At 65.3% G+C, this 13190-nt stretch carries 10 protein-coding genes; 9 read left to right on the forward strand and 1 reads right to left on the reverse strand.

Annotation, left to right across the window (positions count from 1 at the left end; all coding sequences use genetic code 11):
• Window positions 1–68 precede the first annotated feature (68 nt).
• Complete coding sequence (locus FPZ61_RS05020; RefSeq protein WP_370594266.1) at window positions 69–398, forward strand: hypothetical protein; 330 nt, start codon at window positions 69–71, stop codon at window positions 396–398.
• Window positions 395–643: a GIVxVP protein gene (locus FPZ61_RS05025; RefSeq protein WP_185465245.1), complete on the forward strand. Its 249-nt coding sequence runs from the start codon at window positions 395–397 to the stop codon at window positions 641–643. The genes FPZ61_RS05020 and FPZ61_RS05025 overlap by 4 nt, the downstream gene beginning before the upstream one ends.
• On the opposite strand, the gene FPZ61_RS05030 is transcribed toward FPZ61_RS05025, so the two are convergent.
• Entirely contained in the window at window positions 637–1290 is a 654-nt protein-coding gene (locus FPZ61_RS05030) for a Tic22 family protein (protein ID WP_255441378.1), read from the reverse strand. The two genes, FPZ61_RS05025 and FPZ61_RS05030, sit on opposite strands and share 7 nt — an antisense overlap.
• A 193-nt stretch (window positions 1291–1483) precedes the next feature.
• Between FPZ61_RS05030 and FPZ61_RS05035 the strand changes: the two genes are divergently transcribed.
• From FPZ61_RS05035 to FPZ61_RS05065, 7 genes are all read left to right on the forward strand, one after another.
• A complete protein-coding gene (locus FPZ61_RS05035) occupies window positions 1484–2677 on the forward strand; it encodes a histidine kinase (RefSeq protein WP_185465247.1) in 1194 nt (397 codons plus the stop codon).
• A 27-nt stretch (window positions 2678–2704) separates the two neighbouring features.
• A complete protein-coding gene (gene ppsA / locus FPZ61_RS05040) occupies window positions 2705–5131 on the forward strand; it encodes a phosphoenolpyruvate synthase (protein ID WP_221629795.1) in 2427 nt (808 codons plus the stop codon).
• Window positions 5132–5197: 66 nt separating this feature from the next.
• The gene (locus FPZ61_RS05045; RefSeq protein ID WP_185465248.1) at window positions 5198–7924 is read left to right on the forward strand and encodes an HAD-IC family P-type ATPase; all 2727 of its coding nucleotides are present in this window, start codon (window positions 5198–5200) and stop codon (window positions 7922–7924) included.
• 173 nt (window positions 7925–8097) lie between these two features.
• The gene (locus FPZ61_RS05050; protein WP_185465249.1) at window positions 8098–9912 is read left to right on the forward strand and encodes an NAD(P)H-quinone oxidoreductase subunit F; all 1815 of its coding nucleotides are present in this window, start codon (window positions 8098–8100) and stop codon (window positions 9910–9912) included.
• A gap of 30 nt (window positions 9913–9942) precedes the next feature.
• Window positions 9943–11427, forward strand: a complete 1485-nt coding sequence (locus FPZ61_RS05055) for an NADH-quinone oxidoreductase subunit M (protein ID WP_185465250.1) — start codon at window positions 9943–9945, stop codon at window positions 11425–11427.
• The gene (locus FPZ61_RS05060; protein WP_185465251.1) at window positions 11424–12716 is read left to right on the forward strand and encodes a CO2 hydration protein; all 1293 of its coding nucleotides are present in this window, start codon (window positions 11424–11426) and stop codon (window positions 12714–12716) included. Before FPZ61_RS05055 ends, FPZ61_RS05060 begins: the two co-directional genes overlap by 4 nt.
• Window positions 12717–12748: 32 nt before the next feature.
• The gene (locus FPZ61_RS05065) at window positions 12749–13150 is read left to right on the forward strand and encodes a fasciclin domain-containing protein (RefSeq protein ID WP_185465252.1); all 402 of its coding nucleotides are present in this window, start codon (window positions 12749–12751) and stop codon (window positions 13148–13150) included.
• The last annotated feature ends 40 nt before the right edge of the window (window positions 13151–13190 follow it).

Raw genomic sequence — 13190 nt, forward strand, 5'->3', positions numbered from 1 at the left:
TCAGCCTCACCCTCGCCGTCGGCCTGCTGCTCAGTCCTTGGGCCTGCCCACCGGCGGCTGCAGCCGAAGTGTTGCAGGTGCGCAGTGGTGTGCTGTTGCAGGTGGGCGATCAGAACCGCAGCTACCCGGTGCAGCTCGGCTGCATCAGCGTGACCCCGGAGCACGCAGACGCCGCCGAAGCCTGGCTCCGCCAGGAGCTGCCCCGCCGCACCCGTGTGAATCTCCGCCCACTGGACTCCGCCGATGGGGTGCTGCTTGCCCGCGTTCAGGTGCTGCGAGAGGGGCTTGATCTGGGCTCAGGACTGATCGATGCCGGCCTGGCCGAGCCGCTGCCCGCGTTGATTCTTCCCAGCGGCTGCCCATCCGTTGACCCCAAGCCCCAGCCCCAGTCGCCATGAGCCTGAATCGCACCGCCAAGGGGATCGTGCTGGTGCCCAGCCTGTTGCTGGGGGGGGCGTTTCTCAGCGCCGCCATCTGGCAGGGGGAGTCCCCTGGGTCCAGCCGTCCCCTTGCCCTCGGCATCGGTGCGGTGCTGCTGGCCGGTGGGTTGCTCACTCAGCTGCTGCCGGATTCCGAGCCTGAGCGACCGTCGTCTGAAACACCCGGGCAGGACAACAGAGAGTCAACGTCGAGCTCTCACTGAGAGCCCGCAGCCGATGATGCCCCCTGTCCACGGGATTGCTGTTGCACCAAACGGAAGTACTCCGGCGTCGGGTAGAAGGCGTAGATGTCGTTCTTCTGCTTGACGATCTGATCCATCACTGCAGTGAGATCAGCGGCCTGAACCGTGAGTTTGCTGCGATCGGGAATCCCCGCCATCGCTTTCTGCAGCGAGGCGTAATCAAAGAAAAAGAGTCCCCGCTCGCCCTGCTCCATCTTGACGGTGATCAGAGGCTTGGTGAAGAACACCGGCACCGAGAGCCCCTCCTGGATCGACTTCTGATCGAGGCCCTGCTTGCCCAGCAGGCTGCGGGCCTGGCTGAGGTTGGATGAAGTGGGGATCACCGGAGAGAGCAGCTTGCGATCCTTCGACGACTTGTTGAGCTTCTGGACGAGTTCCAGGGCCACATTCATCGGCATCGGCAACACACCGGCCTTGACCGTGGGGTTGGCCTTCACAAACGCCGCCAGTTCCTGATTCGCCTTGGTTCGATCCAGATACAGGGGCAGCACCAAGGCCTTGTCCCGCTCCAGGGGCAGCGGGATTCCCTTGGCATCGGTGAGCAGGAAGACAGGGATCACCGCCAGCTTCTTCATGGCCTCCTGCTGGGGAATGGCCAGAGCCGGCATTGGCAGCAGACCTGGGAGGGTGATCCACCCGAAAGCGCAGCTTGCCAGCAGGCCGATCAGGCGGCCCCGGCGCGAAGGCCTCGGCTGTGGAGTTCGCCCTGGAGCGGAGAGGCTCTTCATGCGTCCCTCATTTTGGAACTCAAACCTAGGAACGAAGCTGCACGTAACCTCGCTGGGCTGGACGGTACAGGCCATGACCACTGGCGGGCTGGAAAGCGGGCCCCAACCTTCCCCACCACGCGGGGCTCGAACTCCCCTCTGGAGTGTCGGCTTCGGTCTTGCCGCTGTGCTGGTGGGGGTGCAGAGCCTGGCGGCCACCACCCCCCTTCCGCAGCAGGTGCTGATGCTGCTCCCCAGCGAAGGGTTGCTGGCGGGCGTTGGAGATGGTTTGCGGCGGGGGTACGGGCTGGCGATGGAGGAGACCCGCGCCTGCGGGGTGCAGCCACCCAGTCTTGGCCTGGGCTGGCTTCCACCGGAACAGGATCCCGAAGCTCTCCTGGCTGGCATTCCGATGCCTGAGTTGTTGATCGCACCGCCAGCCGTCAACCTGTTGCCCTTCGGTCGCCTGGCCCAGAGCCGGGGGGTGAACGTGCTGCTGCCGCTGCAACGGGGCTACTCGCTGCAACGACTGCCCAGCCAGGTGGGCGCTGACAGGCTCTGGCCGGTTCTGCCGTCCCGCAGCCTTGAGGCCGACCGGCTGGCCAGGGGCCTGCTGGAAGACAGCAAGGGAAAGGTGATGGTGATCCATGACGGTGGTGCTGAGCAGGCCGCCCTGGCTGATCGGTTCGTGGAGACGATCGAAGGTGGAGGCGGCTGGACTGTGGGTCCCACCAACGAACCCGAGGCGATCATCAATCCGGAGCCCGAGCTGATGGACCAGCTGCGCGATGACGTGGGCTGGTACACCCCCGCCTCCCTGGTGGTGATGACGACACCGGACAGTCCCCTGGCCCAGGCCGTGGCCGACCTTGACCTGCCGGAGAACCTGACCCTGGTCTGGCCGTTTCCAGTTCGCGAGCCGCTGCCGTTGGCCCAGCTGGGTGTGGACTCCCTCAGCCGCGGTCCGGGCTGGGATCGCTTCGAGCTGGTGTTCGAGCAACGGTATGGCTACCCCCCCGGCCTGGTGGAAGCCGCCGGGTTTGATACCGGTCAACTGGTGGCTGTCTCCTCCCTTGCGGGGGAGAAGACCCGCTCCTGGTCACTTGACTGGCTGGATCCAAAGGCCAAGCCGCTCGATCTCTGCGACGCCCTCAAAGCCCGTCGTGCGGGTAAGCCGGTTGCCCTGAGGGGAGCAGCCAGCCGCCTTGACCTCACGCCGGGAACCCCCCCCGCCGGGGAATTGCGACTGACACCGCTGAAGGCGGACCCAGGCGCCAGCCGTACCTAGCCTGGGTCACTGCGCAACTCGATCGCCATGGGCTCCGATCCATTCCCGGCGGTGTCCACCGTGTCGAGACCACCGCTGCTGCGCCCCTTCGAGCAGGTGGGCATCGGTGCGATCGCTGAGGTGGGAGGCAAGAACGCCTCCCTGGGGGAAATGATTCGCGAGCTCACCAGCCAGGGGGTGAGGGTGCCAGGCGGCTTTGCCACCACCGCGGCCGCCTACCGCCTGTTTCTCCAGTACAACGGCCTGGAGGATCCCCTGCGCTCCATCCTCGCCGAACTCGACAGCGGCGACATCACGGCTCTCCAGAAGGCCGGCCAGGATGCCCGGGATCTGATCCTGGGGGCCTCCCTGCCGTCGGAGCTCGCCGATGCCGTGGCGGCGGCCTATGTCGAGCTGGGAGCAGGACCTGTGGCGGTTCGCTCCAGTGCCACCGCGGAGGATCTGCCTGATGCCAGTTTCGCCGGCCAGCAGGAGACCTACCTGAACGTGCGGGGAGAGGAGGATCTGCTGGCCGCCTGCCGGCGCTGCTACGCCTCCCTGTTCACCGATCGGGCCATTTCCTACCGCCAGATCAACGGCTTCGATCACCTGGAGGTGGCTCTCTCGATCGGGGTGCAGCGGATGGTGCGCTCCGACCTGGGCTCCGCCGGCGTGATGTTCACGCTCGACACCGAAACCGGCTTCCGCAACGCCGTGCTGCTCAACGCGGCCTACGGCCTGGGCGAGAACGTGGTTCAGGGCTCCGTCAACCCCGACGAGATCCTCCTGTTCAAGCCCACCCTCCGTCAGGGCTATGCGGCGATCGTCAGCAAACGCCTGGGCAGCAAGGCCATACGCATGGTGTACGACAAGGGGGGAACGGTGCGCAACGAGCCTGTGCAGGAGCCGGAGCGTGGTCGTTACGCCATCAGCGATGAGGAGGCCCTCACCCTGGCACGCTGGGCCTGTCTGATCGAGGACCACTACAGCGCCCGCCAGGGGACGTCCACACCGATGGACATCGAGTGGGCCCGGGATGGGGAGAGCGGAGAACTGTTCATCCTGCAGGCCCGTCCTGAAACTGTCGAATCCAGGCGGTCCGGCTCCGTGCTCTGCCGCTGGCATCTCAAGCCCCATCAGGCGGAGCTGATCACCCACGGACGCGCCATCGGAGCCTCGATCAGCACGGGCCGCGCCCGGGTGATCCTCAACCCCAGTGGCATCGACCGCTTCGAAGTGGGCGATCTGCTGGTGACCGAGCGCACTGATCCCGACTGGGAACCGATCCTGAAGAAGGCCAGGGGGGTGATCACCAACCAGGGCGGACGCACCTGCCACGCCGCGATCATCGCCAGGGAAATGGGCATCACCGCGGTGGTGGGATGTGGCAATGCCACCGAGCTCATCCACGACGGCGAGCCGATCACGATCAGCTGCGCGGAGGGGGAGGACGGCATGGTCTATCGGGGTCTGCTCCGCTACGAGATGGAGGAGCAGAAGCTGGAGCACCTGCCCAGCACCCGCACCCGCATCCTGATCAACGTGGGCAATCCGGAGAAGGCCTTCCGCTTCGCGGCCATCCCTTGCGACGGCGTCGGTCTGGCCCGGCTGGAATTCATCATCGCCAACCACATCCGGGTGCATCCCATGGCCCTGCTTCAGCCGGAGCGGGTGAGCGACCCCGCCGAGCGCGAGGCCATCGCCAGCCTCACCGCCGGCTACGACGACCCCGCCGAGTACTACGTGGACCGGCTCGCCCAGGGCATGGCGCGGATCGCAGCGGCGTTCCATCCCAAACCCGTGGTGTTGCGCTTCTCCGATTTCAAGAGCAACGAGTACGCCCGCCTGCTCGGTGGCCAGGCCTTCGAGCCCGAGGAGGCCAATCCGATGATCGGCTGGAGGGGAGCGGCCCGCTACACCTCTCCGGGGTTCCGTGCGGCCTTCGGGCTGGAATGTCGTGCCCTGCTCAGGGTTCGCTGCCAGATGGGCCTGCGCAACACCATCCCGATGGTGCCGTTCTGTCGCACCCCTGAGGAAGGGGCAAGGGTGCTCGAGGAGATGGCCCGCCACGGACTGGTGCGTGGTGAGGAAGATCTCAAGGTGTATGTGATGTGCGAGCTGCCCAGCAACGTGATCGGGGCTGAAGCCTTTTCGCGGTATTTCGATGGATTCTCGATCGGCTCCAACGACCTCACCCAGCTCACCCTCGGCATCGACCGCGACTCCTCCCTGGTGGCGGACCTGTTCGATGAACGTCATCCGATCGTCAAAGAGATGATTCACCTCGCCATCGGCACCGCCCACCGCTGCGGCCGGCCGATCGGCCTCTGCGGCCAGGCCCCCAGCGACTACCCCGAATTCGCCCGCTTTCTCGTGAAGGAAGGCATCGATTCGATCAGCCTCAATCCCGATGCGCTGATCGCCACCCGGCTGGCGATCGCCGCGATCGAGACCGAACTGGCAGCCGCCGGCTGAAAAACCAGCAGGTTGGAGTCGGCCGGGTGGCGGGGTCGATAGCGTCACCTCCCGTCGCGCTGCTCCATGTCAGGCCCGACGTCCCGACCGTGGGACGAGAACCCCCTGGACCCGCCGTATCACGCCCTCGAATGCGCTGCGCTGGTGACCCGGCTTGGCAGCGACCCCGAGCGTGGTCTGAGCGACGAGGAAGCGGCCCGTCGCCTCTCCCGCCTGGGTCCCAACCAGCTCACGGAGCTGCCGGGGCGGCCGGGCTGGCTCCGCTTCCTCGATCAGTTCCACAATCCCCTGCTCTACACGCTCCTGATCACGGGCCTGATCAAGCTCTGGATCGATTCCCTCGGTGAAGCGCTGGTGATCTGGAGCGTGACGCTGATCAATGCGGTGATCGGCTTCGTGCAGGAAGATCGGGCCGAGTCCTCGATCGCGGCACTGGCCCGGTCGGTGCGTACGGAGGTGGATGTGGTGCGAGGCGGAAGGGAGCTGCGTCTGCCCTCCGAGCAGCTGGTGATCGGCGATCTGGTGAGGCTGAGCCCTGGCGCCAGGGTGCCCGCAGACCTGCGCCTGCTCCAGGTGCGTGAACTGCGGCTCGACGAATCGGCGCTCACTGGCGAATCACTGCCGGTGACGAAATCGTGCCAGGCGGTTCCGGTGGATGCCGCCGTGGGGGATCGCCGAGGCATGGCCCATGCCGGCAGCTTCGTCACCGCCGGCCAGGCCACGGGGCTGGTGGTGGCCTGCGCCGGCGCCACCGAAGTGGGACAGATCTCCACGGTGCTGCGCCAGCGCCAGAGCCTGAGCACTCCGCTCACCCGCAAATTTCAGCGTTTCAGCCAGACCCTGCTGAAGGTGATCCTGGTGCTGGCGGCCTTCACCTTCGCCGTCGGTCTGATCCGGCAACGGGGTTCCGCCGAGATGTTCGACGGCGCTGTGGCCCTGGCTGTGGGGGCGATCCCCGAGGAGCTGCCGGCGATCGTGACCGTCACCCTGGCGATCGGAGTCAAGCGCATGGCCCTGCGCAACGCGATCATCCGCAAGCTGCCGGCGGTGGAAGCCCTTGGCAGCACCACCGTGATCTGCTCCGACAAGACCGGCACCCTCACCCAGAACAGGATGCTGGTGCAGGAGATCTACGCCGGAGGAGACCTTCGCAGTCTCGAGAGCCTCTGGGGGGAGGATCCCCTGGGGAAGAACCGGGCCATGGGTGAAACCCTGCTGGCGGGGTTGCTCTGCAATGACGCCCGCCACAGCGAGGAGGACGGGCTGGTGGGGGACCCCACGGAAACGGCCCTGCTGGTGGCGGCCCGCTCGGCGGGCCTGGATCATGAGCGCAGCCTGCATGAGCACCCCCGGCGTGATGCGATTCCGTTCGAGTCCGAACGGCAGTACATGGCCACCCTGCACGGCAGTGCCCGCATCCTGGTGAAGGGCTCCCTGGAAGCCGTGCTGCCCCGTTGCCTCAGCCAGCTTGGCGCCAGCGGCGCGGAGGAGCCCCTCGATTGCGACGCCATCCAGCAAGCCGTGGCCGCCATGGCCAGCCGCGGGCAGCGGGTGCTGGCCTTTGCGGTGGGCTGCGCCCAGCCGGAGCAACCCAGCCTCGAGGAACACCATGTGGCCCGTGGTCTGCAGTTCGTGGGTCTGCAGGGCATGCTCGATCCGCCCCGGCCTGAGGCGGTGGCCGCGGTGGCGGCCTGCCGCGCGGCTGGAATCAGGGTGAAAATGATCACCGGCGACCACCTCGAAACGGCCCTGGCGATCGCCAGCCAGATCGGCCTTGGCCGCGGTGTCGGCCCCCTGGAAGGGCTCGATGGGCCGGCCCTTTCCCGCCTTGCCCCCGATCAGCTGGCCAGCAGCGTGGAGCGGCTGGATGTCTTCGCCCGCGTGGCCCCGGCCCAGAAACTCGAGCTGGTACGAGCGCTGCAGGCCAACGGCGAAATCGTGGCCATGACCGGCGATGGGGTCAATGACGCACCGGCCCTGAAGCAGGCTGACATCGGCATCGCCATGGGTCGAGGCGGCACTGAAGTGGCCCGTGAGGCCGCCGACATGCTGCTCACCGACGACAACTTCGCCACGATCGAGGCCGCCGTGGAGGAGGGACGTGCCGTTTACCTGAACCTGCGCAAATCGCTGGCCTTCGTGCTGCCGGTGAACGGGGCCGCCTCGATGACGATCCTGCTGGCGGCGCTGCTCGGTCTTGAATTGCCGGTCACGGCACTGCAGGTGCTCTGGCTGAACATGGTGAGCTCGCTCACGATGTCGGTGCCGCTGGCCTTCGAGCCCAGGTGCGAAGGCCTGATGCTCCAGCCGCCACGGCCTCCGCAGCAACCGCTGCTCACGGGCGGCCTGATCCGCCGGATTCTGCTGGTGTCGGCCTTCAACTGGGCCCTGATCTTCAGCCTCTTCGCCTGGGGCCGCCACAACGGACTGGATCTGGCAGGCGCCCGCACCATGGCGGTGCAGGGGCTGGTGCTGGCCCAGATGGTGTATCTGCTCAGCATCAGCCAGGTGAGCAAGGGGCTTCACCGCGCTGCTGAGCGGGGCTGGGGCCAGCTGACCCAGGCTCCGGTGCTGCTGCTGGGTCTGGCCCTGGCCCTGATGCTGCAGTGGGCCTTCAGCCAGCTGGGCTGGATGAACCAGCTGTTCGGAACCCAGGCCCTGAGCCTGAAGCAGTGGCTGATCTGCGCTCTGCCGATGCTGCCGATGATCCCTGTGGCCCTGGCGGGACAGCGGCTGGATCCCACCACCAAGCCGGCCGGCAGCGACATGCTGCCGGTGGAGCCCCGTGCCTGAGCCCAGCCTGGATCGTCCTCGACACCAGGAACGGGCTGAGTCAGGGCTGTGATCGGGACTGGAGCTGATCAACCACGCTTAACGGAGTCATAGGCAACGCAACTTCATTAGGCCACCACTTGAGCAGGAGAAACCCCTAGGGTTTTCGACTCTCCCTCAAACCGCACAACGCGATGACCGTCCCCTTCTTCGAGACGGCCTGGTTGATTCCGCTCTACCCCTTAATCAGCGGTTTGTTCTCCTTCCTCTGGTCCCCTGGTCTGATCAGCCAGAGTGGACCTCGGCCAGCCGGGTATCTCAACCTGGTGATGAACTTTCTTGCGTTCAGCCATGGCCTGCTGGCCTGGATCGGTTGCTCCGGCCGCAGCCTCAGCTTCACCTGGACCTGGCTCTCCACCGCCGGGCTCACCATCAATTTCGACGCCACGATTGATCGCAGCGTGTTGATCGCCATCACGATGATCTGTGGTGTCCATCTCCTGGCCCAGGTTTATGCGATCGGCTATCTGGAGATGGATTGGGGCTGGCCCCGCTTCTTCGGATCCTTGAATCTCTTCGAAGCCGGTCTCTGCGCCCTGGTGGTCACCGATTCGCTCTTCTTCTCCTATGTGGTGCTGGAGCTGCTCACCCTGGGTACCTACTTGATCGTCGGCACCTGGTACAACCAGTCGCTGGTGGTGAAAGGGGCCCGGGATGCCTTTCTCACCAAACGGGTGGGTGACCTGGTGCTGCTGGCCGGGGTGATCGCCCTGCTGCCGATGGCGGGCAGCTGGAACTTCAACGACCTGGCCCTCTGGGCCGCTCAGGCCCAACCGTCACCGGCCCTCACCTTGATCCTGCTGGCCCTGGTGGCCGGCCCGATGGGCAAGTGCGCCCAGATCCCCCTTCACCTCTGGCTGGATGAAGCGATGGAAGGTCCACTGCCCTCCACGATCCTGCGCAGTTCGGTGGTGGTGGCGGGTGGTGCCTGGGTGCTGCTGCGTCTGCATCCTCTGCTGGCCATCAGCCCCACCGCCCAGGCCTTCCTGGTGGTGGTGGGCGGCACCACGGCCCTGGTGGGGGCCTTGATCGCCCTGGCCCAGGTGGATATCAAGCGGGCCCTTTCGTTTCTGGTGAGCAGCTGGTTCGGCCTGCTGTTCATGGCCGTGGGTTGCGGATCTGTGGACGCGGCCTGGCACATGCTGTTGATCTATCCCCTGCCGATGGCTTTGCTGCTGATGTCCGTGGGCACGGTGATCAGCAGCAATGTCACCCAGGACCTCACCCAGCTGGGGGGACTGTGGTCGAGGCGGCCACTCACGGGGATGGCCTTTCTGGTGGGTGCCGCCGGCCTGGTGGCTGTGCCTCCTCTGGCTGGTTTCGGCGCCCTGAATGAACTGGCCGGTTCTTTGCTTGATGGCCCCGCTCCATCGGCTCTGCTGGCGGTGCTGCTGCTCACCAATGCCTTGATCAGCGCTGGATTGGTGCGTATCTTCCGGCGGATCTGGGGAGGAACCCCCTCGGTCTTCACGGCCCGCTCGGCTGAGGTGCTCTGGCTGATGGTGCTGCCCACGATGGTGGGAGCGGGCCTGGTGCTGCACGTGCCGGTGCTGCTGGCCCCCACGCCGTTCGGTGCCATCAGCTGGGGCCCCCTCACCCTGCCCCTCGTGGCCTCCACTCTGCTGGGGGGAGCGCTCACCTGGCAGCAGCTCCCTCATCCCCTGGATGGCCTGCAGCATTGGCTGGCGGCCGACCTGCACACCGAAACCTTCTACCGCCGTACGGTCGTGGGACTGGTGGTGGTGTTGGCAGCGGCCAGCCACTGGGTGGATCGTCGCCTGGTGGATGGCTTCAGCGAACGCAGCGGCGGTCTGACCATGGAGGGGGCCCGTCGGCTCAGCTACAGCACCTCAGGCCGGGTGCAGGGCTATGCGCTCACGGTGCTGATCGGCGTGCTGCTGATGGGGGCCTGGATCCTTGTGCGCCAGCCGTCCCTGCTTCGTTTCTGACGCCCGTCGTCTCCCCAGCCGTCAACTTCCATGCTGCTTCTATTCCTGTTGCTTCCGCTGGCGGCCGTGCTGGCGATGATCGTCGCTCCAGCCGGCCCCTGGCCCCGCCGCCTGGCCCTTGTTATCCCCGGCCTGCAGTTGCTGCTGATGGTCCGGATGGCTGTTCAGCCTGCCGCCGACCTGCGGTTGGAGTGGCTGCCCCAGCTCGGACTCGATTTTCACCTCGGTCAGGACGGCCTCTCGCTGCCGCTGGTGGGCCTCACGGCCCTGCTCACATTGATGACCATCGCGGCCACCAGCAGGGAGATGCCCAGGCAGAGGCTGTTCTTTGGCCTGGTGCTGGCCACCAACCTGGGCCTTCAGTGGGCCTTTCTGGCCCGCAATGGCCTGCTGTTCGTGATCGCCTTCGAGCTGATCCTGATCCCCACCACCATGCTCATCGCCATCTATGGGCACGAGCGCAGCCGTCAGGCCGCCATTCGCTATCTGCTGTATGGCGCCGTGTCGGGGGTGGCCCTGCTGTCGGCGGTGCTGGCCCTCGGCCTGCTCAATGCCAACGGCTTCAGCCTCGCCTACGACGACATGGCCACTGCGGCGCTCCCTCAGGGCTCCAGGGTCTGGATCCTGGGGTTGCTCGTGCTGGCTTTCGGTCTGAAATTACCGGCGGTTCCCCTGCATGGCTGGCAGCCCCTCGCCTACAGCGAGTCGTCGTCACCGGTGGCGATGCTGCTGGCCGGTGCCGTCTCCAAGCTCGGGGCCTATGGCCTTTTGCGTTTCGGTGTGGGCTTCATGGGTGAGACCTGGGAAGCCTGGGCGCCCCTGATCGCCTTGGCGGGCACCGCCGGTGCGGTCTATGGAGCGCTCAACGCCATCGCCCAGACCGACATGCGCCGGCTGGTGGCCTACAGCTCCCTGGGGCACATGGGTCTGCTGGTGCTGGCTCTGGCGGCCGCCACCCCCTTGAGCCTTCAGGGGGCCGTCGCCCAGGTGCTCGCCCACGGGGTGATCTCCTCGCTGCTGTTCTGTGTGGTGGGCCTGATCGAAGCCAAGACGGGCACCACCGAGATCGCCGAACTCTCCGGCCTGCTCAATCCCCTGCGCGGTCTGCCCTTCACCCTGGGCATGTTCCTGCTGGCTCTGATGGCCGCCGCTGGTCTGCCGGGGATGGTGGGTTTCGTGGCAGAGCTGGTGGTGTTCCAGGGCAGCTGGAGCGTGTTCCCCTTGCCCACCCTCGGCTGCCTGTTCGCTTCCGGTCTGACGGCGGTGTATGCGATTCGGTTGTTCAATCGGGTGGGCTTCGGCAAGCTCGATAACGCCAAAGCCTCCTATCCCGCCACCACGTGGCCCGAGCGATTGCCGGCCCTGGTGCTCTCGGCCCTGGTGCTGGTGGGTGGCCTCTGGCCACCGCTCACCCTGGGCTGGAGTGAATCCGTCACCACACCCCTGGCTCGTCACCAACCCCTGATCGCGTCTCTTCCCGCCGCCTCTTCAATCCTTCAGGAGCTCCACTCATGACGGTGCTGACCCCGAAGCCCACGGCCCTGCCCCCCTCCACCCACCCCTTCGCTGAGGTGGTGCAGCGGCTGGAGGCGGGTGGTTCCATGCTTCCGGACACGCCGGAGAACCTCAAGCAGATCATCGGCATCTACAAGGCCTACGCCGTACCGATGGACTTCTACTGGCGTGATCTGCTCTACATCGCCGAGCGTGTGTTCCTCAATCCCCTGCCGGCCTTCAAGTATTTCCCCAGCCAGGAGTACCTCGATCTTCCCAATTCCTATGCCGGAGAGAGCGCCGACCTGCGCATCTGGCGTGGGGAGGCCGGGGCCCACCCCGAACTGCTGGAGTTCATGGACAAAGGAGAGTCAGGGCGGATGCCCAAGCTGCTCCATCACCTCTGGCACGACCGCATCAACATGGAGTTCGCCGAGGCCTGCATGGATGCCATGTTCTGGCACCAAGGCATGGGCGGACGCTTCTACGACTATCTGGAGAGCGACACCTACAAGGCCAATGCCGATCGGGCCATCAAGGCCTATTTCAAGGGCAATCCCCTGATGCTTGGATTGCACAAGCTGTTTCCGGAGATGTTCCTGGAGCAGGTGCGCAAGCTCAGTTACTACGCCAACCTCGGTCTGTTCTGGGAGGTGATGGCACCGGTCTTTTTCGAGATGAGTGACATCTACGACGAAGGGGGCTTTGCAGGAGTGCCAGATGCCATGAATTTTCTGGTGAATGGCATCTTTGCTGTGGCAGGCCGGCCGATCTATCACCACGTTTACATCAATGGAGAGTGCCTGGAGATCATTCCCAAGTCTGAAGGATTCACCTGGCTGTATGAAGCGGCTCTGCCGTACGTGGAAGCCGTGTTCTACCGCACTGCCCCATTCCGAGGAACCAAGTCGTATAATGCTCAGGCGGGGCAGGTGCCGGCTGACCAAGCGGATTTCCACTACGGTATTCTTTATGCTGATGTCTTCCCTGTGGGATCCGCCGGTATCCCTCCCACCCTGCTGATGCAGGACATGGTCCATTTTCTGCCCCCTTATCTCCGGGAGATCTACCTGAGTCATCGCCGCGGTGAAGAAGACCAGCTGATCCAGTTGGGCATCACCTTCCAGAGATCGATGTACAACGTGACCTCAGCTGTGATTCAGGCCCTTCGGGCCGCGTTGTTCTATCCACTGGATGATCCTGACCCCGAGCACCTGCTCGCCAACCGGCGCTTCTTTGAAAGCCAGATGGATCGTTTCCTCAGACCCGAGGCACGCCTGCGCGACGTGCAGTCCCAGGAGTACCGCTGAGCTGCTCCACCATTCCCTCCTCCCCCATCAGCGTGGCCGACATTCTTGATACCGCCCGTGCGGCAGGTTGCTTTCAGACTTTGCTGGCTGCTGTCGAAGCCGGAGGCCTGCTCGAAGCCCTCGCCAGCCCGGGTCCATTCACCGTGTTCGCACCGGTGGACGATGCCTTTGCAGCTCTGCCGCCGGGCACCGTTCAGACCCTGGTGCAGAATCCACCGCAGCTGGCACGCATCCTCAAGTACCACGTGCTCTCAGGGCAGTTCACGCAGGAGGATCTGCTCTCGCGGGACGAGTGGACCACCCTGGAAGGAGCGCCTTTGCCGATTCGCCGGGCCGATCCTTTTGAAGTCAAAAATGCCAGTGTTAATGTGGCCGATGTGGTCTGCGACAACGGCGTCGTGCATGTGATCAACCGGGTCATGCTACCCGGTTGAAGGTCTGAAGAACTTTCAATTGAATGATTTTCGCTTCGAG

Source organism: Synechococcus sp. BSA11S, assembly GCF_014224355.1.
GTDB lineage: Bacteria > Cyanobacteriota > Cyanobacteriia > PCC-6307 > Cyanobiaceae > Regnicoccus_A.